This is a genomic window from Streptomyces malaysiensis subsp. malaysiensis (genome assembly GCF_040653035.1).
In the GTDB taxonomy this organism is placed as follows: Bacteria; Actinomycetota; Actinomycetes; order Streptomycetales; family Streptomycetaceae; genus Streptomyces; species Streptomyces malaysiensis.
The window spans coordinates 213,757-237,626 of sequence record NZ_JBEZNG010000005.1; the positions used below are offsets into that span (position 1 = coordinate 213,757).

Annotated in this window: 22 protein-coding genes and 1 tRNA gene; 9 read left to right on the forward strand and 14 right to left on the reverse strand. The window is 70.6% G+C overall.

Features of this window, described 5'->3' with window-relative positions; all coding sequences use genetic code 11:
- The first annotated feature begins 11 nt into the window (after positions 1–11).
- Positions 12–752 (forward strand): class E sortase, encoded by a 741-nt coding sequence (locus AB0E24_RS12870; protein ID WP_079258294.1) that lies wholly within the window; start codon positions 12–14, stop codon positions 750–752.
- Between the two features lie 136 nt (positions 753–888).
- Here AB0E24_RS12870 and pknB read toward each other — a convergent pair whose 3' ends face one another.
- The 6 genes from pknB to AB0E24_RS12900 all read right to left on the reverse strand — a co-directional run bounded on the left by pknB (position 889) and on the right by AB0E24_RS12900 (position 9,015).
- On the reverse strand, positions 889–2,901 hold the full coding sequence (gene pknB, locus AB0E24_RS12875; RefSeq protein WP_093700571.1) for a Stk1 family PASTA domain-containing Ser/Thr kinase: 2,013 nt from the start codon (positions 2,899–2,901) through the stop codon (positions 889–891).
- A 167-nt stretch (positions 2,902–3,068) separates the two neighbouring features.
- Positions 3,069–4,541, reverse strand: coding sequence for a peptidoglycan D,D-transpeptidase FtsI family protein (locus tag AB0E24_RS12880; RefSeq protein WP_099014334.1), 1,473 nt, complete (start codon positions 4,539–4,541; stop codon positions 3,069–3,071).
- Entirely contained in the window at positions 4,538–5,950 is a 1,413-nt protein-coding gene (locus AB0E24_RS12885; protein WP_359376607.1) for an FtsW/RodA/SpoVE family cell cycle protein, read from the reverse strand. The genes AB0E24_RS12880 and AB0E24_RS12885 overlap by 4 nt, the downstream gene beginning before the upstream one ends.
- A 25-nt stretch (positions 5,951–5,975) precedes the next feature.
- Positions 5,976–7,565: a PP2C family protein-serine/threonine phosphatase gene (locus tag AB0E24_RS12890; RefSeq protein WP_359377028.1), complete on the reverse strand. Its 1,590-nt coding sequence runs from the start codon at positions 7,563–7,565 to the stop codon at positions 5,976–5,978.
- Between the two features lie 75 nt (positions 7,566–7,640).
- The gene (locus tag AB0E24_RS12895) at positions 7,641–8,156 is read right to left on the reverse strand and encodes an FHA domain-containing protein FhaB/FipA (protein WP_069861269.1); all 516 of its coding nucleotides are present in this window, start codon (positions 8,154–8,156) and stop codon (positions 7,641–7,643) included.
- Positions 8,157–8,166: 10 nt separating this feature from the next.
- Positions 8,167–9,015, reverse strand: a complete 849-nt coding sequence (locus AB0E24_RS12900) for an FHA domain-containing protein (RefSeq protein ID WP_069861271.1) — start codon at positions 9,013–9,015, stop codon at positions 8,167–8,169.
- 326 nt (positions 9,016–9,341) lie between these two features.
- On the opposite strand from AB0E24_RS12900, the gene AB0E24_RS12905 reads away from it, so the two are divergent.
- Positions 9,342–9,428 (forward strand) — tRNA-Leu (locus AB0E24_RS12905).
- Positions 9,429–9,706: 278 nt separating this feature from the next.
- On the opposite strand, the gene AB0E24_RS12910 is transcribed toward AB0E24_RS12905, so the two are convergent.
- On the reverse strand, positions 9,707–10,360 hold the full coding sequence (locus tag AB0E24_RS12910) for an FMN-dependent NADH-azoreductase (protein ID WP_069861273.1): 654 nt from the start codon (positions 10,358–10,360) through the stop codon (positions 9,707–9,709).
- 115 nt (positions 10,361–10,475) lie between these two features.
- Between AB0E24_RS12910 and AB0E24_RS12915 the strand changes: the two genes are divergently transcribed.
- The 4 genes from AB0E24_RS12915 to AB0E24_RS12930 all read left to right on the forward strand — a co-directional run bounded on the left by AB0E24_RS12915 (position 10,476) and on the right by AB0E24_RS12930 (position 14,127).
- Positions 10,476–10,853, forward strand: a complete 378-nt coding sequence (locus AB0E24_RS12915; RefSeq protein WP_069861275.1) for a winged helix-turn-helix transcriptional regulator — start codon at positions 10,476–10,478, stop codon at positions 10,851–10,853.
- Positions 10,854–11,163: 310 nt separating this feature from the next.
- Positions 11,164–12,807 carry a DUF2252 domain-containing protein gene (locus tag AB0E24_RS12920; RefSeq protein WP_359376610.1) on the forward strand — a complete coding sequence of 548 codons (1,644 nt, stop codon included), beginning with the start codon at positions 11,164–11,166 and terminating at the stop codon, positions 12,805–12,807.
- A gap of 96 nt (positions 12,808–12,903) precedes the next feature.
- Positions 12,904–13,728: a hypothetical protein gene (locus tag AB0E24_RS12925; protein WP_069861277.1), complete on the forward strand. Its 825-nt coding sequence runs from the start codon at positions 12,904–12,906 to the stop codon at positions 13,726–13,728.
- Positions 13,729–13,773: 45 nt separating this feature from the next.
- Entirely contained in the window at positions 13,774–14,127 is a 354-nt protein-coding gene (locus AB0E24_RS12930; RefSeq protein WP_069861279.1) for a rhodanese-like domain-containing protein, read from the forward strand.
- A 49-nt stretch (positions 14,128–14,176) separates the two neighbouring features.
- Here the strand turns inward: AB0E24_RS12930 and AB0E24_RS12935 are convergent, their stop codons facing one another.
- The 6 genes from AB0E24_RS12935 to paaA all read right to left on the reverse strand — a co-directional run bounded on the left by AB0E24_RS12935 (position 14,177) and on the right by paaA (position 19,007).
- Positions 14,177–15,325 (reverse strand): acyl-CoA dehydrogenase family protein, encoded by a 1,149-nt coding sequence (locus AB0E24_RS12935; RefSeq protein WP_359376613.1) that lies wholly within the window; start codon positions 15,323–15,325, stop codon positions 14,177–14,179.
- A gap of 95 nt (positions 15,326–15,420) precedes the next feature.
- Positions 15,421–16,530: a 2Fe-2S iron-sulfur cluster-binding protein gene (locus tag AB0E24_RS12940; RefSeq protein ID WP_359376616.1), complete on the reverse strand. Its 1,110-nt coding sequence runs from the start codon at positions 16,528–16,530 to the stop codon at positions 15,421–15,423.
- Entirely contained in the window at positions 16,530–17,072 is a 543-nt protein-coding gene (gene paaD, locus AB0E24_RS12945; protein WP_069861285.1) for a 1,2-phenylacetyl-CoA epoxidase subunit PaaD, read from the reverse strand. Before paaD ends, AB0E24_RS12940 begins: the two co-directional genes overlap by 1 nt.
- A complete protein-coding gene (gene paaC, locus AB0E24_RS12950) occupies positions 17,066–17,767 on the reverse strand; it encodes a 1,2-phenylacetyl-CoA epoxidase subunit PaaC (protein ID WP_206332869.1) in 702 nt (233 codons plus the stop codon). Before paaC ends, paaD begins: the two co-directional genes overlap by 7 nt.
- On the reverse strand, positions 17,764–18,060 hold the full coding sequence (gene paaB / locus AB0E24_RS12955; protein ID WP_046088802.1) for a 1,2-phenylacetyl-CoA epoxidase subunit PaaB: 297 nt from the start codon (positions 18,058–18,060) through the stop codon (positions 17,764–17,766). Before paaB ends, paaC begins: the two co-directional genes overlap by 4 nt.
- Positions 18,057–19,007: a 1,2-phenylacetyl-CoA epoxidase subunit PaaA gene (gene paaA, locus AB0E24_RS12960; protein ID WP_359376619.1), complete on the reverse strand. Its 951-nt coding sequence runs from the start codon at positions 19,005–19,007 to the stop codon at positions 18,057–18,059. The genes paaB and paaA overlap by 4 nt, the downstream gene beginning before the upstream one ends.
- 265 nt (positions 19,008–19,272) lie before the next feature.
- On the opposite strand from paaA, the gene AB0E24_RS12965 reads away from it, so the two are divergent.
- Genes AB0E24_RS12965 through AB0E24_RS12975 form a run of 3 tightly spaced genes read left to right on the forward strand, consistent with a single transcriptional unit; the run spans position 19,273 to position 21,951 of the window.
- Positions 19,273–19,956, forward strand: a complete 684-nt coding sequence (locus AB0E24_RS12965; RefSeq protein WP_250849632.1) for a DUF5819 family protein — start codon at positions 19,273–19,275, stop codon at positions 19,954–19,956.
- Positions 19,953–21,185, forward strand: coding sequence for an HTTM domain-containing protein (locus tag AB0E24_RS12970; protein WP_359376621.1), 1,233 nt, complete (start codon positions 19,953–19,955; stop codon positions 21,183–21,185). The genes AB0E24_RS12965 and AB0E24_RS12970 overlap by 4 nt, the downstream gene beginning before the upstream one ends.
- A 4-nt stretch (positions 21,186–21,189) precedes the next feature.
- Positions 21,190–21,951: a TrmH family RNA methyltransferase gene (locus AB0E24_RS12975; protein WP_359376623.1), complete on the forward strand. Its 762-nt coding sequence runs from the start codon at positions 21,190–21,192 to the stop codon at positions 21,949–21,951.
- Positions 21,952–22,031: 80 nt separating this feature from the next.
- On the opposite strand, the gene paaN is transcribed toward AB0E24_RS12975, so the two are convergent.
- Positions 22,032–23,756, reverse strand: coding sequence for a phenylacetic acid degradation protein PaaN (gene paaN, locus AB0E24_RS12980; protein ID WP_359376625.1), 1,725 nt, complete (start codon positions 23,754–23,756; stop codon positions 22,032–22,034).
- Positions 23,757–23,870: the final 114 nt, after the last annotated feature.

The following is a 23,870-nucleotide window of genomic DNA, read 5'->3' on the forward strand; positions in this document are numbered from 1 at the left end:
GGTACGACGCGGTGGCACGCACCGACCACGACGAGCGACAGGACCGGCACCCCGGCCCGCCCGCGACGCCCAGCCGCCGTCCCGGCCGTGGCCGGGTCGCCGCGGCCATAGCGGTCTTCGGCGAGCTGCTGATCACCGCGGGGCTGATCCTCGCCCTGTTCGTCGTCTACTCGCTGTGGTGGACCAACGTCCTGGCCGACCGTGAGGCGAAGAAGCAGGGCGACCAGGTGCGCAAGCACTGGGCCCAGCAGGGGCCGGGCAAACTGGACACCAAGGACGGCATCGGCTTCCTGCACGTGCCGTCCATGCACAACGGCGAGGTGCTGGTCAAGAAGGGCACCAGCACCGAGACCCTCAACGACGGTGTGGCCGGCTACTACACCAAGCCGGTCAAGTCCGCGATGCCGTGGGACAAGAAGGGCAACTTCAGCCTGGCCGCGCACCGGGACGGGCACGGCGCGCAGTTCCACAACATCGACAAGGTGCGCGAAGGCGATCCGGTGGTCTTCGAGACCCGCGACACCTGGTACGTCTACAAGGTCTACGCGACGCTGCCGGAGACCTCGAAGTACAACGTGGATGTGCTGGACGCGGTCCCGAAGGAGTCGGGCAGGAAGCGGCCGGGCCGTTACATCACGCTCTCGACCTGCACCCCCGTCTACACCTCCCGCCACCGCTACATCGTGTGGGGCGAACTGGAGCGCACCGAGAAGGTCGACGCGGACCGCACGCCCCCCGAGGAACTGCGCTGACCCGCCCGCGACGACCCCTGAGGGCCTGAGCATCCGTAAAGCCCGAGCACCCGAGCCCCCGGAGAGCCCGAGCACGAAGTAGCCCCCGGCACCCTTCTCGGAGTGCCGGGGGCTACTTCGTGTCGCCGTGCCGTGCCTAGAAGCCGTTCTGGCCGCCGAAGATCCCTCCGCCGCCGTTGTCACCGCCGCCGTTGCCACCCTGCCCGGCGACCGTGATGAGGTTCACGGACTGGCCCTTGGGCACCTGGGTGCCCGCACCGGGCTGGCTGGCCACCACGGTGGCGTTGTCGTCCTGCGGACCGGCGATGTTGCCCACGTTGAGGCCCAGGTCCTGGAGCGCCTTCTTGGCGTCCTTGAGCTTCTGGCCGCCCAGGTTGGGCACGGGCACGTTCTCCTGCTCCGCGGGCTTCTTGGCCACGGTCAGCGTGACCGTCGAACCGGGCAGGACCTCCTGGCCGCCCTTGGGCGTCTGGTCGGTCACCGTGCCGGGCTCGACGTCGCCGTTGTCGACCTCCTGCGCCTGGACCTTGAGGCCCTTCGCCTCGAGGGACTTCGTGGCGTCCTCGACCTTCTGGGTGGTCACGTCCGGGACGACGACCTTCTGCTGCGCCTCGGCGACCGTCAGGGTGATCGTGGCGCCCTTGGGGACCTTCTTGCCGCCCTTGGGGTCCTGGTCGATCACCTTGCCGGCGGTCTGGTCCGACTGCTCGGTCTTCTGGTTGACCTCGAAGCCCTTGGCCTCGAGCTGCTGCTTGGCGGATTCGAACTGAACGTTGAGGACGTCGGGCACCTCGACCCGCGCGGCGGGCTTGGGGCCCTTGGACATGGTCAGCTCGACCGTGCCGTACCGCTTGACCTCGTCGCCGCTCTTGGGGGTCTGCTCGCAGACGGTGTTCTTGTCCGCGTTCTCGCAGAACTTGGAGCCGACGGTCTTGACCTTGAAGTCGCCGTTCTCCCCTTGGCTCTTGGCGTCGTCGAGCGTCTTGCCGACGAGGTTGGGGACCGGGACCATGTCGTCGTTCTTACCGCCGCCGAACAGCGACTTACCGATGAAGATCGCGCCGACCAGCACCAGTATCCCGGCGACGATCAGCAGGATCGTCGAGAGGTTGCTCTTCTTGCCGGCGCCCCCGCGCCCCCGGCCGCGGTCCGGCCGCTCGTCGTAGCCGAAGCCGCCGTCGTCCTCGCGCATCGGCGGAAGCATCGAGGTCTGCGCCCCGGCGCCGGAGTTCTGCGGCCGCAGCATCGCGGTGGGCTGGTCGTCGGAGCCGTAGCCGACCGCGCCCAGCGCCGCGGTGGCGGCCACCGGCTGGCCCTCCAGGGCCGCCTCGATGTCGGCGCGCATCTCGTCGGCCGACTGATAGCGGTAGTCGGGGTCCTTGACCAGCGCCCGCAGGACGATGGCGTCCATCTCCGGGGTGATCTCGGGGTCGTATGTGCTCGGCGGCTGCGGGTCCTCCCGCACGTGCTGATAGGCGACGGCCACCGGGGAGTCGCCCACGAACGGCGGTCTTACGGTCAGCAGTTCATAGAGCAGACACCCGGTGGAGTACAGGTCGCTGCGCGCGTCGACGGTCTCGCCCTTGGCCTGCTCGGGGGAGAGGTACTGGGCGGTACCGATGACGGCGGCCGTCTGCGTCATGGTCATACCGGCATCGCCCATGGCCCGGGCGATGCCGAAGTCCATCACCTTGACCTGGCCGCTCCGCGTGAGCATGACGTTGGCCGGTTTGATGTCGCGGTGGACGATGTTGTTGCGGTGCGAGTACTCGAGAGCCTGGAGGATGCCGGTGGTCATCTCCAGTGAGCGCTCGGGGAGCAGCTTTCTGCCCGAGTGGAGGAGCTCACGCAGCGTGGAACCGTCGACGTACTCCATCACGATGTAGGGGATCGAGACACCGTCGACGTAGTCCTCGCCGGTGTCGTAGACCGCGACGATCGCGGGATGGTTGAGCGAGGCGGCCGACTGGGCCTCTCGGCGGAACCGGGCCTGGAAGGACGGGTCACGGGCGAGGTCCGCCCGCAGCGTCTTCACAGCGACAGTACGGCCGAGGCGGGTGTCGTGCGCGAGGTAGACCTCCGCCATGCCACCGCGGCCGAGCACTGAGCCCAGCTCATACCGGCCGCCGAGGCGACGCGGCTCTTCCATAGCTACTCCAGCCCTCTTCCGTGGTTCCCGGCACCTGCTGTGGGGGCCGGCGAAGTGCTGCTCGCGCATACGGTACCCGGCACGTCTTACGGGACCCGGCGTCAGTCGCTATCTGATACCGGACCGGTACGGCGACGTGCGGGATTGATATCCGGACGTGACGGGGGTCACTTGTCGCGCTCGGTTTCCAGTACGGCCTGCATCACGCTCTTGGCGATCGGCGCGGCCAGCTTGCCACCGGCGATGTCGCCGCGGAGGGTGTCGGACCCTTCGATGACGACGGCGACCGCGACCGGCGAGCCGTCGTTCCCCTTGGCGTAGGAGATGAACCACGCATAGGGGTTCTTGCTGTTGGCGACGCCGTGCTGGGCGGTACCGGTCTTGCCGCCGACCGTGACGCCCGGGATCTGGGCGCTGGTGCCGGTCCCCTCCTTGACCACGGTCTCCATCATGCTCTGGAGCTTCTGGGCGTTCTCCGAGCTGAGCGGCTGGCTCATCTGCTCCGGGTCGGTCTGCTCGACGGTGTTGAGGTTGGGGGCGCGCAGCGAGTCGACCATGTACGGCTTCATCAGCTTGCCGTCGTTGGCGACGGCGGCGGCGACCATCGCCATCTGGAGCGGGGTGGCCCGGTTGTCGAACTGGCCGATGGCCGACATCGCGTTGCCCGGCCGGTCCATGTCCTCGGGGTAGACGCTGGCGTAGGCGCGGACGGGGGTGTCGACCGTCTTGTTGAAGCCGAACTTCTCGGCCTGCTCCCGCATCTTGTCCTTGCCGAGGTCGTCACCCAGCTTGCCGAAGACCGTGTTGCAGGAGTAGCGGAGCGCCTGCCGCAGCGAGGCGTCCTTGCAGGGGATGTTCCCCTCGTTGGGCAGGTTCTGGGTGGACAGCGGCAGCCTCCAGGGGAGCGGCGACTCCGTCGGCCCGTCGATGTCGTCGTACTTGCCGTTCTCCAGCGCGGCCGCGGCGGTGACGACCTTGAAGGTCGAACCGGGCGGGTAGGTCTGACGGAGCGCCCGGTTGAGCATCGGGTCGTCCTTGTCGTTCGTCGGCTTGAGCGCGTTCCACGCCTTCTCGTCCTTGGTGGACCCGCCCGCGATCGTCGAGGGGTCGTAGCTCGGGGTCGAGGCGAGGGCGAGGATCTTGCCGGTGCGCGGGTCGAGTGCGGCGACGGCGCCCTTCTTGTTACCGAGGCCCTTGAACGCGGCCTCCTGGGCCTTGCCGTTCAGCGTGGTGATGACGTCGCCGCCCTTCTGCTTCTTACCGGTGATCATGTCGATCGTCCGGTTGAAGAAGAGGCGGTCGTCATTGCCGGTGAGGATGCCGTCTTCGATCTTCTCGATCTGGTTGGCGTCGTATGCCTGGGAGGCGTACCCGGTGACCGGCGCCCACATGGGGCCGTTCTTGTAGGTGCGCTTGTACTTGAAGTCGGTGCCGTTGGTCTCGGCGGATCCGGTGATCGGCTGGCCGTCGACGATGATGTTGCCGCGCGGCTGGCTGTAACGGGCGATCAGGACACGGCGGTTCTTCGTATGGTCCTTCAACTCGTCGGCTTGGACGTACTGGATCCAGTTGTCCCGCAGCAGCAGGGCGAAGACGAGGAGTCCGCAGAAGATCGCGATTCGGCGCAGGGGCTTGTTCACGGTCGGACCACCTGGGTCATCTCGGCGTCAGTGGTGGGAGCGGGCGCCGGCGCCGGACGGCGCGCGGTGTCGCTGACCTTGATCAGGATGGCGACGAGTGCCCAGTTGGCGATGACGGACGAGCCACCCGACGCGATGAACGGCATGGTCATACCGGTCAGCGGGATCAGGCCCATCACACCGCCCGCCACGACGAAGACCTGGATGGCGAAGGCGGCGGACAGGCCGATGGCCAGCAGCTTGCCGAACGGGTCACGGGCGGCGAGCGCGGTGCGCACACCGCGCTCCACGATCAGGCCGTAGAGCAGCAGGACGCCCATGGTGCCCGCGAGCCCGAGCTCCTCGCCGACCGTGGCCAGGATGAAGTCGGAGTTGGCGGCGAAGCCGATCAGGTCGGAGTTGCCCTGGCCGAGGCCGGTGCCGAAGACACCGCCGGAGCCGAAGGCCATCAGCGCCTGGGCGATCTGGTCACTGCCGCCGGTCTTGAACGCCGCGAACGGGTCGAGCCAGGCGTCGACGCGCTGCTGGACGTGCGGTTCGAAGCTGGCGACGCCGACCGCGCCGACCGCGGACATCAGCAGGCCGAAGACGATCCAGCTGGTGCGCTCGGTGGCCACGTACAGCATCACGACGAAGAGGCCGAAGAACAGCAGCGAGGTGCCCAGGTCGGTCTCGAAGACCAGGATGAGGATGCTCATCCCCCAGACCACCAGGATCGGGCCGAGGTCGCGGCCGCGCGGCAGGTACAGCCCCATGAAGCGGCGGCTGGCCAGCGCGAGCGCGTCCCGTTTGACCATGAGATAGCCGGAGAAGAACACGGCGATGATGATCTTGGCGAACTCACCGGGCTGGATGGAGAAGCCGCCGATGGTGATCCAGATACGGGCGCCGAACCGGGCCGGGAAGAACACCGGAAGGATCAGCAGAATCAGCGCCGCCACCATGGAGATGTAGGTGTAGCGCTGGAGGAGGCGGTGATCCTTGAGCAGGATCAGGACGCCGACGAAGAGGGCGACGCCCAGTGCCGAGTAGATCAGCTGGTTGGGCGCCGAGGGCGAGAAGACCTGGTCGACGGCCTCCGCCCGGTCGGCCAGCCGCCTGGACTGGTCCAGCCGCCAGATGAGCACCAGGCCCAGCCCGTTGAGGAGCGTGGCGATCGGCAGCAGCAGCGGATCCGCGTACGGCGCGAATTTCCGGACCACCAGATGTCCGACGCCGGCCAGCAGCCCGAGCCCGAGGCCGTAGCTCAGCATGCCCGAGGGCATTTCGTCGCTGAGCGCCAGACCCGCGTTGGCATAGGCGAAGACCGGAATGATCACCGCGAAGACGAGCATGGCCAGCTCGGTGTTCCGCCTGCTCGGCGGCCCGGTCGTACTGATCGTCGTCGTGTTGGTCGTACTACTGCTCATGGGTGGACGGCCCCTTACGGACTCACTACTGGGTGCTGCTGCACTGCGGGACCAACTTCTTCTCCTCCTCCGAGAGGGTGGGGCCGGGCTTCGGAGCGGGAGACGTCGTCGGCGTGGGCTTGTTCGTGGCCTTGGCGGCGCGCGCCCCGAGTTGGCTCTCGGTCTTCTCGTTCCCGGGCTGGCCGCTGCTGCTGTGGGACGGGTCGGCGCTGCTGGAGGCGCTGCCCCCGGAGGCGCCGTCGCCCTTGCCCTTGTCGCCGCCGGTGAGGTCCTTCTGGCTGTCCTCGGCCTTGTCCTGGGCGTCGGCCTTCTTACAGGCGCCGGCGAGGGTGGCGAGGTCCTTGGTCTTGTCCCGCGCCTGGCCGAGACCGCTGACCGTGATGGTGTCCTCCACGCGGCCGCGCTGGTCCGGCGGGAGGTACTTGAGTTCGATCTCGCGGTGGTCCTCATGGACCTTGTTGAGCTTGATCCAGGCGAGGTCCTGGCTGATGCCCTGGTAGATCGCCACGTGGTCGCCATTGGAGCCCACGTAGTACTGCGTCTGGGTCCAGCGGTAGCCGCCGTAGAGCCCGCCGCCGATCACGGCGAGGCCCAGCACGATGAAGAGCGACCGCTTGGCCCATGTCTTGCGGCCGCTCTTCTTGGTGAACTCACCTTCGGCGTAGTCGCCGTAACTGCCCTGTGGCAGACCGCCGATGGCCGGGTCGCCGCTGCCGGGCGGTCCGAAGCCGCCGTGCGGGTCCCCCTGCTGCGGTACGGAGCGGCCGAGCTCGGCGGCCCGGCCCGCGGGGGTGTGCGCCGCGCCGCCGTCCCCGAGCGGCACCTGGTTCTCGGCGACCGCGCCCACGATCACGGGGGTGTCGTTGAGCTGGGCGGCCAGGGTGTCACCGCCGTCCACGTCGAGGACGTCGGCGACGATGCAGGTGATGTTGTCGGGGCCGCCGCCGCGCAGTGCGAGCTGGATCAGCTCCTGCACCGTCTCATGGGGGCCCTGGTAGCTGGCGAGGGTCTCTTCGAGGGTCTGGTGGCTCACGACGCCGGACAGACCGTCGGAGCAGATCAGATAGCGGTCACCGGCCCGGACCTCGCGAATGGACAGATCCGGTTCGACATGGTCGCCGCTGCCCAGCGCGCGCATCAGCAGCGAGCGCTGCGGATGGGTGCCCGCCTCCTCCTCGGTGATCCGGCCCTCGTCGACCAGCCGCTGAACCCAGGTGTGGTCCTGGGTGATCTGGGTGAGCACACCGTCGCGCAGCAGATACGCGCGCGAGTCGCCGACGTGCACCAGACCGAGCCGCTGGCCGGTCCACAGCAGGGCGGTGAGCGTGGTGCCCATGCCCTCCAGCTGGGGGTCCTCCTCGACCATGAGGCGCAGCTGATCATTGGCCCGCTGCACGGCGGTGCCGAGGGACGTCAGGATGTCCGAACCCGGGACGTCGTCGTCGAGCTGGACGAGGGTGGAGATCACCTCGGAGCTGGCGACCTCACCGGCGGCCTGGCCACCCATGCCGTCGGCGATGGCGAGCAGCCGGGGACCGGCATAGCCGGAGTCCTCGTTGCCCTCCCGGATCATGCCCTTGTGCGATCCGGCCGCGAAACGCAGTGACAGACTCATGCGCACCTCGCCCGTCGGCTCCGGGTACAGCCCCTTGCCAACCACGCTGCCCACCCTCCGGTCGTCATGGTCCTACTACTTCCGCAGCTCGATGACGGTCTTGCCGATGCGGATCGGCGCACCCAGCGGAATCGGTGTCGGTGTGGTGAGTCGGTTCCGGTCGAGATAGGTGCCATTGGTGGACCCGAGGTCCTCGACGATCCACTGGCCGTCACGGTCCGGGTAGATCCTGGCATGCCGACTGGAGGCGTAGTCGTCGTCGAGCACGATTGTTGAATCGTGCGCACGGCCGAGGGTGATGGTCTGCCCCTGCAAGGCGACCGTGGTGCCGGTCAGCGTGCCCTCGGAGACCACCAGCTTGGTGGGGGCACCGCGGCGGCCGCGGCCCCCGGACTGCTGGCGCTGCGGCGGCGGCGCGCTCTGCCGCTGCTGCGCTTGCGGCCGGTCGGGGGCCCCGCGCCGCGCCGAACCGCGCTGGGTCACGCGGGTCCCGAACAGGTCGCTGCGAATGACCTGGACGGCCACGATGACGAACAGCCACAGTACGGCGAGGAAACCCAACCGCATGACCGTGAGGGTCAGCTCTGACATTGCCCCCGCTTCACCCTTCGGCTTGCCGGTAAACGATGGTGGTGCTGCCCACGACGATCCGCGAGCCGTCGCGGAGCGTAGCGCGGGTGGTGTGCTGTCCGTCCACCACGATGCCGTTCGTCGATCCGAGATCCTGGACGGTCGGTGGGGTTCCGACCCTGATCTCGCAGTGTCTGCGGGAGACTCCGGGATCGTCGATCCGCACGTCAGCGTCGGTGGAGCGGCCCAGGACGAGCGTGGGCCGGGAGATCTGGTGGCGGGTGCCGTTGATCTCGATCCAGCGGCGGGACTGGCCCTGCTGCTGGCCAGCGGCACCGGCACCGGCCCCGGCTCCGCCGGTGCGGGGCACCGGACGGGCGCTCGGCGGCGCGGACGGCATCGGCGGGGCGCCGGCGGGCTGGGCGGGGTAGCCGTAACCGCCGGGGCGCTGCTGCGGGGCTCCGGAGCCGGAGCGGCCCGACGCCTGCTGCGGGCTCTGGGACTCGCTGGAGGCCAGGGTCCGGCTGCGCACCCGGTACAGACCGGTGTCGAGGTCCTCCGCCTTTTGCAGATGCACCTTGATGGCGCCCATGAAGGTGTAGCGCTGCTGCTTGGCGTAGTCGCGGACCATACCGGCCAGCTCGTCGCCGAGCTGGCCGGAATACGGGCTGAGCCGCTCGTAGTCGGGCGTGCTCAGCTCGACGATGAAATCGTTGGGGACGACCGTCCGGTCGCGGTTCCAGATCGTGGCGTTGTTGTCGCACTCGCGCTGGAGCGCGCCGGCGATCTCGACCGGCTGGACCTCGGACTTGAACACCTTGGCGAAGGTGCCGTTCACGAGGCCCTCGAGACGCTGCTCGAAGCGTTTCAGTACTCCCACGGGGCACCTCCTTCCTCAGTCGTGCTCTGGGTCGTCCTGGTACTGCTTACTGATCGTATCCACGCGTCGGGAAATCGGGTGGTTCCCCTTCCTGGCCCTGTGGAGCAGTGTCACCTCTCACAGGGATCGTAGAGGTGCCCTGACGACAGTGTCCCGCAACCGTGACGGTCCTCGGACGGGCGGGGGCGGGGGCACCGATAACGGGTGTGATTGCACCCCGCGCAGCGTGCTAGTGTTCTGGATGTCGGAAGGCGCCCCACAGGAACCGGACGGATCGAGACGATCAAGCCGGGGAGCAAGGCGAGTAGCCGGAAGACAACACCCATGCGCGGGTGGCGGAATAGGCAGACGCGCTGGATTCAGGTTCCAGTGCCCGAAAGGGCGTGGGGGTTCAACTCCCCCCTCGCGCACCAGTCGGAGCGGGTCTCTCCGGAGTGACGAAAGTCGCTCCGGAGGGGCCCGCTTCGCGTTGTGGCCCGTGACGGGGGTCTCCCGGGGCACGGCGGATGACAGGGGCCTCCCCGGGCGGGGAGGCCCCTGTGGCTCGATATGGCCCGATGTCCGGGTGGGACCGGATCGGACGGGCCGAACGATCGGACCGACCGGAATGGCCGGAACGATCAGTTGGACCGGGCAGACCGATGGATCGGGCAGACCGGATGGATCCGGTGGATCGGGCGGATCAGTCCGCTCAGGCGGCGAAGCGGGCGGCGAGCGCCTTGGCGTGGGTCGTGACGTCCTCGTGGGCCTTCGCCTTGGAGGCGTCCGAGAGCTCGACGAGGTCGGCCATGGCCGGATTGGAGCGGGCCAGCGTGAGCTCCGGCACAACGAACGTGACATCGAGGCCGAGCCCGTCGCCCAGCGCCTTGCCCAGGTAGTTGGTGACGAACTCGAAGCTCTCCCGCGGGGTGCCCGGGCCGTAACCGCCGCCACGGCTGGCGACCACGATGGCCGGGGTGCCCGAGGTGGTCGTCTGCTCGGCGCCGGCGGTGCGGCCCATGATGATCACGTGGTCCAGCCACGCCTTCAGGGTGGAGGGAATCGTGAAGTTGTACATCGGGGCCCCGATCAGGACCACATCGGCCTGCTCCAGCTCGCTGGCAAGGGTCTCCCGCAGGGCGAAGGCGGCCTCCTGCTCGGGGGAGCGCTGATCGGGAGCGGCGAAGCCCGCGGCGGCGGCGAGGCCGTCCAGGTGCGGCAGTGGCTCGGCGGCCAGATCGCGGTAGATCACCGTGCCGTTCGGGTGCTGGGCTTCCCATTCCTTGCGGAAGGTGGCCGTGACCGAGCGGGAAGCGGAGGCTTCGCCAGGGAAAACGGACGTGTCGACGTGGAGAAGAGTTGGCATGGATGCCTCCGGTGACAGGGCTCGGGTAAGGAGCCAGCAATACCTACGTACCTACGGAAGGCACAGTAGCTTACTTTTCCGTAGTCCCGAACTGGAAAGCAGTAGTGTGTATTCCATGGCGAAGGATCGTGGGGATCACAGCGAGCAGTCCTGCAAGCAGGTCGACGGCGAGATGACGCGGTTCTTCGAGCTGTTCGGCAAGCGCTGGACGGGGCTGATCGTGGCCGTGCTGACGGAGCAGGGGGCCTACTTCGCCGAGCTGAGACGGGCCATTCCGGGGATCAGCGAGCGGATGCTGTCGGACCGGCTCACCGAGCTCTCCACGGCGGGTCTGGTGGTGCGGGAGGTCGACGCCGGGCCGCCGCTGCGGGTGGCCTACCGGCTGACGGACGCGGGCAAGGCGCTGGAGCCCGCGCTGAAGGAGCTGTCGCGGTGGGCGGAGAGTCATCTGCCCTCGGGCGGCAGCGACTGTCCGGAGCAGCTGCGGGGCTGAGCGGGGACTGGGGTCCGGGGCTCGGGCTGAGGCTTGGGCTTGGGCTCTGGGGCTGGGTCGAGTCGGTCCCGGGCCGAGTCGGGGCTGGGGCTTGTCGGTCCCGGATCGAGCCGCGTCGAGCTTGCGCCCGCGCCGGGCCGGGGCTGGGTCGGGGCTGGGCCGAGTGGGGGTGCGGCTCGTGTGCGTCCGAGCCGGTCTGAGCTGGGACTTCACCATGATCATCGAGGTTTTCCACAGGCTCTGACGGGGTGAGCTGCCAGGGGGTACGGTCTGCTCAGTCGATGTCGTGTGCGAGGAGGCGGGGGGCGCGATGACGGACGACCGGAGCGTTCAGGGCGACGGAAGCGGCGAGACCGGCCGGAGCGGTCATAGCGGAGAGAACGGCCGTAGTGGCGAAAGCGGTCGAAGCGGCGAGATCGGCAAGACCGGCGAGACCGGTGAGATCGGCAAGACCGGTGAGATCGGCGAGAGCGGCCGTAGTGGCGAGATCGGCGAGCGGGGGCCGGGCGGCGCGGACGGCGGGAGCGCCGCGGGCGGGGTGGCCCGGCGGCTGCCTCCGGTCCCGGGCTTCGCCGTCTGGCGCGGTGACGGGCCGTCTCCCCGGCAGCTGGGCAAGGCGCTGCGCAAGCGGATGCCGCGCTCGGCGCATGCCGGGCCACCGAGTGCCGACGGCCGGCCGGATCCGGTGGCGGCGGTCGAGCGGTCGAACACCGGGCGGCTGCCGGAGCTCACCCCGATCCGGGTGGGGCGGATGGCCGCGACCCCCTTCTCCTTTCTGCGCGGGGCCGCCGGGCTGATGGCGCACGACCTCACGACCACGCCGGTGACCGGTATCGGGGCCCAGCTGTGTGGCGACGCCCATGCCGCCAACTTCGGGATCTACGGGGATGCGCGCGGTGGCCTGATCATCGATCTCAACGACTTCGACGAGACCGTCCACGGTCCGTGGGAGTGGGATGTGAAGCGGCTCGCGGTCTCGCTGGTGCTGGCGGGCCGGGAGGCGGGCGCCGACGAGGACGCCTGCCGGGCCGCGGCCCAGGACGCCGTGGGCGCCTATCGGCGCACGGTGCGGCTGCTGGCCAAGCTGCCGGCGACGGACGCGTGGAACGCGATCGCGGACGAGGAGCTGGTCTCCCACACGGACGCCAAGGACCTGGTCGGGACGTTGGAGCGGATCTCCGAGAAGGCCCGGCGGAACACCAGCGCGCGGTACGCCGCCCGATCCACCGAGCCCGTGCCGGGCGAGGAGGACTCCTCCGGCCGGCCCCGGGCCCGGCGCTTCGTGGACGCGCCGCCGGTGCTGCGGAGGGTGCCGGACGAGGAGGCGGAGGCGGTGGCCTCGTCGCTGGCCGAGTATCTGGCCACGCTGCCGGAGGACCGGCTGCCGCTGCTCTCGCGGTACGAGGTGCACGATGTGGCGTTCCGGGTGGTCGGCACGGGCAGCGTGGGCACCCGCTCGTATGTGGTGCTGCTGCTCGACCACCGGGGCGAGCCGCTGGTGCTCCAGGTGAAGGAGGCGCGCCCCTCCGCGCTGCTGCCGCATGTCGCGAAGGCCGGTTTCGAGGTGCCGGATGTCACACACGAGGGGCGGCGGGTGGTGCTCGGCCAGAAGCGGATGCAGGTGGTCAGCGACATCCTGCTGGGGTGGACGACGGTGCGGGGGCGCCACTACCAGGTGCGGCAGTTCCGCAACCGCAAGGGAAGCGTGGACCCGGCGGCGCTGGCCGCGGACCAGATGGACGACTACGGGCGGATGACCGGGGCGCTGCTGGCACGGGCGCATGCCCACACCGCGGACCCTCGGCTGCTGGCCGGTTACTGCGGCAAGGGGGAGGAGCTGGACGAGGCGGTGGCCGCCTTCGCGGTGGCGTACGCGGATCGCACGGAAGCGGATCACTCCGCGCTGGTCGTGGCGGTGCGCAATGGGCGCATAGCCGCCGAGATGGGGGTGTGAGGCGCGGGTGGGGGTGTGAGCTCCATCGCCGATCACCGCCGGACGTAGTCTGAGCGGGTGACGAATCCGGAAGCGCAGCAACAGGCACGGCAATCGGTGTCGGACGCGGAGCCCCAGGCGGAGTCGCACGACCGGTCGCAGGAGGAGGCTCAGGCCGCCGAGCGTCTGGAGCGGGCGGTGCGCGCGGCCGAGCAGGCGCTGATCGAGTTCGAGATAGCGGTGGAGACCTTCCGGGTGGAGGTGGAGAACTTCTCCCGGCTGCACCACCAGCGGCTCGGGCCGATGTACTCACGCCTCGACGAGCTGGACGCGCTGATCGCCGAGGCGGTCGCGGCGCGTACCGGCGATCCGGAGGACATCCGCAAGGCCCGTGAGGCGCGTGGGCTGGTGCAGCCGATGCCGGGCGTGGAGGAGCTGTTCCACGGCTGGATCGACTCGGATGGTCTCTCGCCGGAGGCGGCCGCGATGCTCACCGAGCGGCCCGTGCAGCCGCCGCCGCGGGTGCGGCCGAGCGAGGAGGCCCGCCGGATCTACCGGGAGCTGGCCCGTAAGGCCCATCCGGATCTGGCCGAGGAGGAGGCCGAGCGGGAGCGGCGCGGTGCCTTCATCGTGCGGGTCAACGCGGCGTACGCGGCCGGGGACGAGGAGGCGCTGCGGGCGCTGGCCGAGGAGTGGGAGGCCGGTCCGCCGCCGCCGGAGCGGCGGGCGAGCCCCAGCGAGGAGCTGTACGCCCGGCTGGAGTGGCTGGCCGAGCGCAAGGAGATGCTGGCCGCGGTCGCGGCGGAGCTGGAGTCGAGCGCGATCGGCGCGATGATCAAGATGGCGCCCGAGGACCCCGACCGGCTGCTGGACGAGATCGCCGAGCAGTTGCTGGCGCAGGCCGCGGAGAAGGAGGCCCGGCTCGCGGAGCTGGCGCGGTAGTAGGTTTGCAGCGCAGCTGCCGATGTGATGTGAGAGGTGTGTCCGATGCATTTTGCCCAGCTTCCCCAGGTGGAGGCGGCGGTGGTACCGGCCGATGGCCTGCTGCTGGACGTCCGGGAGGACAACGAGTGGGCGGCCGGGCATGTCGAGGGCGCGCTGCACATCCCGATGGGTCAGGTCGTGGCGCGGTTCGATGAGCTGACCGCGGCGGTCGGCGAGGGGCGCCGGGTGCATGTGATGTGCCGGGTCGGCGGCCGCTCCGCGCAGGTGACGCAGTATCTGGTCGCGCAGGGGCTGGACGCGGTGAACGTGGACGGCGGGATGCTCGCCTGGGACGCGGCCGGTCGGCCGATGGTGAGCGGCCCCGACGGCACCGCCGAAGGGGCCTTTGTGCTCTAGGGGTTCGTTCTCTCTAGGGGATTCCCTATGGATCGGCGGGGCCCGCTGGTCAGCCGAGGGGATGGGCCGCGAGGAGCTCGCCCAGCGCCTCCTCATGGGCGGCCGCGGACCCCAGGGAGAGCTCCAGCTGCTTGCCCCAGGCGTGATAGCGGTGCAGGGGGTAGTCGGTGACCGCGCCGAAGCCGCCGTGCAGATGCTGTGCGGTCTGTACGACGCGGCGCACGCCCTCGGCGGCCCAGATCTTGGCGACGGCGACATCTCCGGCGATGGGCAGCGTCCCGTTCACCGTCGGCCGCTCCTCGGCCAGGGAGAGCCGCCAGGCGGCCTGCCACAGGGTGGCCTCCATGGCCCGCAGATCGATATAGCGGTCGGCGGTCTGCACGGCGACCGCCTGGAAGGTGGCGAGCGGGAAGCCGAACTGCTCGCGCTGGCTCACATAGGAGCTGGTGAGGTCCAGCACCGCCGAGCCGAGGCCCAGCGCGAGAGCGCAGGTGCCGGTGGTGAGGAGGTCGCGCAGCCATTCCCAGGCGCCGTCCGCGGCCAGCACCTCGTGGTCGGCGAGCCGCACCCCGTCCAGCCGGATCTCGGCCTGCCGCTCGCCGCTGGTGGAGATCTGCTCCTCGAGGACGACGCCCTCGTGGTCGCGGGGGACCAGGGCGAGGACCGTACGGCCCTCCCCGGTGTGGGCCGGGATCAGCACTCGCTCGGCGCCATGGGCCCAGGGGACGGCGGTCTGGACGCCCTCCAGCGCCCAGCCCTCGCCGTTCCGCCGCGCCTGGACGGCGAGTTCGGCCGGGCCATGGCCGGTGCGACCGCTGGAGGCAGCGGTGAGGACCAGCTCGCCGCGGGCGGCCGGGGGCAGCACGGCGGCGCACAGCTCGGCCTCGCCGTAGCGCTGTACGGTCAACGCGGCGGCGCTTGACTCCAGCAGTGGCACCCGGGCCAGCACCCGGCCGCATTCCCGCAGCACCAGGCAGAGGGCGAGCGGGTCGAGGCCCGAGCCGCCGTACCGGGGGTCGAGGGTCAGGCCCAGCAGATCGCTCTCGGCCAGCTTCCGCCACAGCGCGCGGTCGAAGTCCTCGGCGACGGCGCCCGCGGTCAGCGCGGGGCTGGGCACGCTGTCCGGCGTGACGGAGGAGAAGACGGCCTTCGCCGCCTCGACGGCCGCCTGCTGCTCCTCGGTGAAGGTGAAGTCCACTGTCCGTACCTCCCGCGCCGCGGCTTTGTCTGACGGCCCGTCAAGATAGAACAGGTTCTACAAGAAGGGAACGCCGATGCCGCGCTCGGGGGCGGTCAGCGGTCGAAGTCCAGCTCCACCCGCTCGCTCACCGGACGGGACTGACAGGCCAGCACATAGCCCGCCTCGACCTCGTCCGGCTCCAGCGCGAAGTTTCGGTCCATCCGCACCTCGCCGGAGACCAGGAAGGCCCGGCAGGTGCCGCAGACCCCGCCCTTGCAGGCGTACGGCGCGTCGGCCCGATTGCGCAGCACGGTCTCCAGCAGGGGCTCCCCGTCCTGGACCGGCCAGGTGCCCGAGCGGCCGTCCAGGGTCGCCGTGACCGAGCTGTCCGAGGCGGTCCGGACCGGGCCCGGAGCGGGGGAGACGCCCTCGGCGGGGGCCGACTCCACATGGAAGATCTCCTGATGGACCCGGCCGCGGGAGACCCCGAGGCCGCGCAGCGCCCGCTCGGCCGCGCGCACCAGACCGTAGGGCCCGCACAGGAACCAGCCGTCCACCGAGCCCACCGGGAGCAGCGCGGGCAGCAGCGCGGACAGCCGCTCCTCGTCCAGCCGCCCGGACACCAGCCCGGCCTGCTGCTCCTCCCGGGAGAGCGCGCACACCAGCTGGAACCGGTCGGGCCAGCGGTCCTTGAGGTCGGCGACCTCCTCCAGGAACATCGTCGAGGCCGCAGTGCGGTCGCTGCGGATCAGGCAGAAGCGCGCCTCGGGCCGGCGGCTGAGCAGTGTGGCGGCGATGGACAGCACGGGGGTGACACCGCTGCCGCCGACGACCGCCGCGAAATGGCCGGGGCGGGGTTCCAGGACGAAGCGGCCGGCCGGGGCCATCACCTCCATGACCTCCCCGACCGCCAGCTCCTTGAGGGCATAGGTGGAGAACTCGCCGCCCTCGACCAGCCGCACCCCGATCCGCAGCAACTCCGGGCCCTCCGCGCCCGGGGCCGGGGCGCACAGCGAGTACGTCCGCCGGATCTCCGCGCCGTCCGCGAACCGGCGCACCGCGATGTGCTGACCCGCCGTGAAGCGGAACGTCTCCCGCAGCGCGGGCGGCACCAGGAGGGTGACCGCCACCGCGTCATCGGTGAGCCGGTCTACCGCGGCCACCCGCAGCGGGTGGAAGGCGCCATGGTGGGGCGTGGCCCGCTTCACCGCCTCCGCGGCCATCACAACTCCTTGAAGTGGTCGAATGGTTCACGGCATGCCGCGCAGCGGCGCAGCGCCTTGCAGGCGGTGGAGGAGAAGCGGCTGAGCAGCTCGGTCTCGGTCGAGCCGCAGTGCGGGCAGCGCACCGCCAGGGCCACCGGGACCGGGCCGTCCGCCGCGGTGGCACCGCGCGGCGCGGGTGGCGCTATCCCGGACTCCGCCAGCTTGCGGCGGCCCTCGGCGCTGATCGCGTCCGTCGTCCAGGGCGGGGAGAGGACCGTGTGCACGGCGACCTCGGGTATGCCGTGGTCATGGAGCACCCGCTCGATATCGGTGGCCATCGACTCCAGCGCCGGGCAGCCGGTGTAGGTGGGGGTGAGCTCGACCTCGACCCGGCCCGGCCCCAGCAGGCGCAGCCCGCGCATCACGCCCAGCTCGGCCAGGGACACCATCGGCAGCTCGGGGTCCGGTACGGATCCGGCCAGCCGGAGCAGCTCCTCCTCGAGCGGGGTGGTGCCGGACGCGGAGGGTGTGGGCGCCGCGGAGGGCGTGGGCGTCACCATGCCGCCCCCGGGTGGCTGCGGTGCAGATGCTGCATCTCGGCGAGCATCCGGCCGAACGGCTCGGTGTGGATGCCCTGGCGCCCCGCGCCGGCCGCCCAGCCGGTGCGCCGCGGCCCCTCGGGCACCGCCAGGGTGGCGCGCTCCAGGACCGAGGTGATCCGGGTCAGCCAGGCGTCGTGCAGGGTGTGCCACTCCACCTCGCACCCCTCGACCGGCTCGAAGAGCTCGCCGGTGAACCGCCAGAGCGCCTCCAGCCCCCGCCGCATCCGCTCATGGCTCTCGGCCGTGCCGTCGCCGAGCCGCAGGGTCCAGTGCTCGGCGTGGTCGCGGTGGTAGGCCACCTCCTTGACCGCCTTGGCGGCGAGCGGGGCGAAGGGGCCGGTGCCGCGCGCCAGCCGCTCGTACAACAGCTCCTGGTAGGTGGAGAAGTAGAGCTGGCGGGCGATGGTGTGGGCGAAGTCCCCGTTGGACTGCTCGACCAGCTGGACGTTGCGGAACGCCCGCTCCTCGCGCAGATACGCCAGCTCGTCCTCGTCGCCCAGCAGGGAGAGCAGCACCCTGGCCTGGCCGAGCAGGTCGAGGGCGATATTGGCGAGCGCGACCTCCTCCTCCAGCACGGGGGCGTGCCCGGCCCACTCCCCCAGCCGGTGGGAGAGCACCAGCGCGTCGTCGCCCAGGGCGAGGGCCGCGGTCATAGGTGCCGCACCCCTTCCGGGATCGCGTAGAAGGTGGGGTGGCGGTAGGGCTTGTCCGCGGACGGCTCGAAGAACGGATCCCGCTCGTCCGGAGAGGAGGCGGTGATCTCCGCGGACGGCACCACCCAGATCGAGACGCCCTCGGAGCGCCGGGTGTACAGATCCCGTGCGTTCCGCAGAGCCATCTCCGCGTCCGGGGCGTGGAGGGAGCCGGCGTGGGTGTGCGAGAGCCCGCGCCTGCTGCGGACGAACACCTCCCACAGCGGCCACTCGGCGCTCGGGCTGCCGCTCATGCCTGTGCCTTCCCGTGCTTGGCCGCGTAGGCGGCGGCTGCCTCGCGCACCCAGGCGCCTTCCTCATGGGCCCGGCGCCGCTGAGTGATCCGCTGGGTGTTGCACGGGCCGTTTCCCCGCAGGACCTCGCGGAACTCGTCCCAGTCGATCGGCCCGAAGTCGTAGTGCCCCCGCTCTTCGCTCCACCGCAGCTCGGCGTCGGGAAGGGTGAGGCCGAGGGATTCGGCCTGGGGGACACAGATGTCGACGAAGCGCTGGCGCAGCTCGTCGTTGGAGTGGCGCTTGATCTTCCAGGCCATCGACTGCGCGGAGTGGGCCGAGGAGTCGTCCGGCGGGCCGAACATCATCAGCGACGGCCACCACCAGCGGTCCACCGCGTCCTGCGCCATGGCGTGCTGGGCCTCGGTGCCCCGGCTCAGGGCCAGCAGCAGCTCATACCCCTGGCGCTGGTGGAAGGACTCCTCCTTGCAGATGCGGACCATCGCCCGTGCGTAGGGCCCGTAGGAGCAGCGGCACAGCGGGACCTGGTTGGTGATCGCGGCGCCGTCCACCAGCCAGCCGATGGCGCCGACGTCGGCCCAGGTCAGCGTGGGGTAGTTGAAGATCGAGGAGTACTTCTGGCGGCCGCTGTGGAGCTTGTCGAGCAGCTCGCCCCGGCTGGTGCCCAGGGTCTCCGCCGCGCTGTAGAGATACAGGCCGTGGCCCGCTTCGTCCTGGACCTTGGCCATCAGGATCGCCTTGCGCCGCAGCGAGGGGGCGCGGGTGATCCAGTTTGCCTCCGGCTGCATGCCGATGATCTCGGAGTGGGCGTGCTGGGCCATCTGCCGCACCAGCGTGGCCCGGTACTCATCGGGCATCCAGTCGCGCGGCTCGATGCGCTCGTCCGCGGCCAGGGCGGCGTCGAACACCGCCTCGTACGCCCCCGCGTCCGCCGCCATCGTCGTCATGCGAAGCCCCTCCGCCGTCTGTCTCCGCCGACCGGCCAACCGACCGACCGATCGTTCGGTTCAATGGTGTGCTGAGGAACGTAGGGTGTCAACCCTGTGGATAACGCTGAGGACGCTGTGCCGAGTGGTTCCGCATGGGTACGGTGCCGAGGGGCGTGGGGGCCACGGGGGCGCGCGGTCGACCGGCGTGCGCGAAGACCTGGACCATCGGGAGCGGGGGCGGGGTATGGCGGACGCGGGGCCGGAACCGACGGATCCGGGGCCGATGGAACCGGAACCGATGGAACCGGGGCCGGACGACGACGCGGCGGAGCCGATCACCGCGCTCTCCCTGCCCGGACAGCTGATCATCGCGGTGGCCGTCGCGGCCGTCGCCGTGGCCGCCGCGATCCATCTCTCGACGGCCTTTCTGAACGTCTCACCGCCCAACACCGTCACCAAGCGGCACGGCGCGGCGATAGACGACTACATCTATCCCGAGTTCGAACGGGTCTGGAAGCTCTTCGCCCCCAACCCGCTCCAGCAGAACATCGCCGTCCAGGCCCGCGCCGAGATCCGCACCCCCGACGGGGGCACCGCGACCACCGGCTGGCGCGACCTCTCGGCCCAGGACGGGGCGGCCATCCGCCACAACCCGCTGCCCAGCCACACCCAGCAGAACGAACTGCGCCGGGCCTGGGAGCTGTACGTCGGCTCGCACGATGCGCGGGAGCGACCGCAGGGGATGCGCGGCAGCCTCTCCGAGCAGTACATCCGCCGGATCGTGATGCTCCGCCTCGGCCGTGAGGAGGACGGTGGGACCGTGGAGCGAATACAGGTGCGCTCCGCGACCACCGCGGTGGCCCCGCCGGACTGGAGCGACGAGAAGACCGACGTCAGGACCGTCTACCGGACGCTGCCCTGGTGGACGGTGACCACCGATGACCTCCCGGAGGCGAAGCGCCGGTGACCCTCTCCGCCCGCCTCCAGACCGCCGTGGCGCGCGGCCAGGCCCGTGTCACCGGATCCGCGCTCGGCGCCCGGCAGAGCGCCGTCGTGCGCATCGGCTTCTCCTTCACCTGGCTGCTCTTCCTGGTGCGGGAATGGCCCCACCGCCGGGAGCTGTACGGGCCGGACGGCCCGTGGAACTGGGATATGGCCGCGCGGCTGATCGACGGCAACCGCGCCTTCAGCGCGCTCATGTGGACCGACAGCACGGTGTGGTTCGAGGTCGTCTACGCCCTCGCCATCGTCTCCAGCGCCCTGCTGCTGCTGGGCTGGCGCACCCGCACCATGTCCGTGCTGTTCATGATCGGTGTGCTGTCGCTCCAGAACCGCAGCATCTTCGTCGGGGACGGCGGCGACAATCTCATCCATCTGATGTCGATGTACCTGGTGCTGACCCGATGCGGTCAGGTGTGGTCCCTGGACGCGCGCCGGGCGGCCCGGCGGGTGGACCGCGAGTGGCCGCCGCGCGACACCATCGGAATCGTGCTGTGGGCCCTCAGCGGGACCGCCCTGCTCTGGGCGCGGCTGTTCACCGACGCCCGGCTCTCCCTGACCGCCGACGGCCCGCTGCCCGGGCTGGGCTGGGGCACCGTCCTGTGGGGGCTGTGGACCGTCCAGGCCGGCTGGTGGCTCGTCAAGCGCTACGCACCGGGGGAGCCGCGCACCGTCATGGACGCGCTGGCCAATGTGGCGCACAACGGCGCCCTGCTGGTGATCATGGCCGAGGTGTGTCTGCTGTACGCCACGGCCGGCTGGTACAAGATCCAGGGCTCGCGCTGGCAGGACGGCACCGCCCTCTACTACCCGCTGCATCTGGACTACTTCTCGCCCTGGCCGGGTCTGGCCGATGTCATGGCGGCCAGCGGCACCCTGGTCATGGTGCTGACCTACGGCACGGTCATCGTCCAGGTGGCCTTCCCGTTCACCCTGCTCAACCGGCGGGCCAAGAACGTGATGCTCGTCCTGCTGATGCTGGAGCACCTCGGCATCGCCGTGATGCTGGGGCTGCCCTTCTTCTCGCTCGCCGTGATCTCGGCGGACGCGATCTTCCTGCCGACGAACTTCCTGCGCTGGGCCGAGGCACGGCTGGGCCGGACCCGGGACCGGCTGGTGGAGCGCGCCGGGTGGCTGCCGGGGCAGCGGGCGCCGGAGAGCGCGGAGAAATCCCCGGCGGGCACCCTCGTACGCTGAGGGAATGATCGATGACGAGGTCGCCCGGACCGTACGGCACTGGCGCGCGACGGCCCCCGAGACCGTGCTGCTCGACGGCTTCCACGCGCTGAAGCACGCGCTGCGGTTCGGCGCGGACGTACGCGCCGCGGTCACCAGCGACAAGGCGGCGGCCGTGGAACTCGCCGGGGATCTGGCCGACGACCTCACCGAGGCGATCGCCGACCTGCTGGTGGAGGTGGAGCCCGGAACCCTGCGCGATCTGGTGCCCAGGGTGCACCCCACACGGGTCGCCGCCCTGGCGGTCCGGCGTGACCGCCAGGGGAATCTCGACGAGCTGTCCACGCTGCCCAGGACGGCCCCGATGGTCGTCCTGGACAACCCCCGCAACCTGGGGAACGTCGGGGCCGTGGTCCGGCTCGCCGCCGGGTTCGGGGCCACGGGCGTGGTCACCACCGGCGATATCGACCCCTGGCATCCGAACGCCGTGCGCTCGGGCGCGGGGCTGCACTTCGCCACCGCGGTGGAGCGGCTGCCGGGCGACGCCCTTCCGGAGGGGCCGCTCTATGCCCTGGACCCGGAGGGGGAGGACATCCGGTCCGTGACCATCCCCGATGACGCGCTGCTCGCCTTCGGCTCCGAGCGGCACGGGATCTCGCCCGAGCTGCGGAAGCGGGCCACCAGGCTGGTGGCCCTCCCCATGCGCCCGCAGGTGTCCAGCTACAACCTGGCCACCAGCGTGGCCATGGCTCTCTTCCACTGGGGCGGCCCCGACCGCCCCGCATAGGGTCCGACGGCGCGGAAGAAGCAGGCGGGGCGGAGTGCGGTGAGCACCCCGCACTTCACCCCGTCCGAACACCGGCCCCGTTACTCCGCCGGGCGGCGGACCTCGATCATCCGGAAACGGCCGGCCACGAACGCCCCGTCGCACAGGGTGGCGTTGGCCGACGGATTGCCGCCCGAGCCGTGGAAGTCGGAGAAGGCCGCGGTCTGGTTCACATACACCCCGCCGGTCAGATTGAGCGACAGCTGGGCGCACTCCTCCAGACACGCCTCCTCGATCAGCCGCTCCGCCCCCGGTGAGGTGGTGTACGCGCCGACCGTCATCGCGCCCTTGTCCCGGGTGGTCCGGCGCAGCAACGCGACCGCGTCCTCCGTGGAGTCGACGGCGACGGCGAAGGAGACCGGGCCGAAGCACTCGGACAGATACGGCGCGTCCGCGTCCGCCCCCTCCCAGAACTTCCGCGCGCCGTCCGCCTTGACCATCAGCGGCGTGCGGACCGTGGCATCCGGGAATTCGGGGTGGGCCACCGAACGGGAGGCCAGGGCGACCGCGCCCAGGCCGGGGGCGGCCTCCAGCCGCTCCTGGACCCGCGGGCCCACGATCGCTCCCAGGAGCGCGGCGGCCCGTGCGTCGTCGCCCAGCAGCCCGTCGACCGCCGCGGCCAGGTCGGCCACCACCTCGTCGTAGGTCTTGGGGCCCGCGTCGGTGGTGATGCCGTCGCGGGGGATGAGCAGATTCTGCGGGGTGGTGCACATCTGGCCGCTGTAGAGGGACAGGGAGAACGCCAGATTGGCCAGCATTCCCCGGTAGTCGTCGGTGGAGTCGATCACCACCGTGTTGACCCCCGCCTTCTCCGTGAAGACCTGGGCCTGTCGGGCATGGGTCTCCAGCCAGTCGCCGAAGGCGGTCGAGCCCGTGTAGTCGATGACACGGATCTCGGGGCGGACGGCGAGGACCTTGGCGATCCCCTCGTCCGGCCGCTCGGCGGCCAGCGCCACCAGATCGGGGCTGAACCCCGCCTCCTTCAGCACCTCGCGCGCCACCTGGACGGTCAGCGCCAGCGGCAGCACGGCCTGGGGATGCGGCTTGACCAGCACCGGATTGCCGGTGGCGAGCGAGGCGAAGAGCCCCGGATAGCCATTCCACGTCGGGAAGGTGTTGCAGCCGATCAGCAGGGCGATACCGCGCGGGACGGCCGTGAACGTCTTGCGCAGGCGCAGCGGGTCGCGCTTGCCCTGCGGCTTGGACCAGTCCGCGGCGCCCGGGGTGCGGGTCTGCTCGGCGAACGCGTACGCCACCGCCTCCAGGCCGCGGTCCTGGGCGTGGGGGCCGCCGGCCTGGAACGCCATCATGTACGCCTGTCCGCTGGTGTGCATGACGGCCTGGGCGAACTCATGGGACCGGGCGCCGATCCGGGCCAGGATCTCCAGGCACACCAGGGCCCGTGTCTCGGGGCCGGCGTCCCGCCAGGCGGGCATACCCGCCCGCATCGCCGGGAGGAGCACCTCGACGTCCGGATGCGGATACTCCATGCCCATCTCCGCTCCGAACGGCGAGACCTCGGAGCCCGCCCAGCCGTCGGTGCCCGGCTGGTCCAGCTCGAAGCGCTTGCCGCGCAGCGCCTCGAACGCCGCCTGGCCCTCGGCGACGCTCAGGCTCCGGCGCCCGCCTTCACTCTCGCCGCCATAAGCCTTGGGGTGCTCGGGGTGCGGCGACCAATAGGCGCGGGTACGGATCGCCTCCAGGGCCTGGTCGAGGGTGGGACGGTGCTCTTGCGTCAACTGCGCGGTGGTGAGTGCGGCGGTCACGACTGACCAACTCCTCGTCGAGCTGGGGCTGGGCTGGGATGGGCGACAGAGTTAGAGTAACCGAACGATCGGTCGGGACAAGAGGGCCTGGTGAACCTGTGGACAACTTCGTCG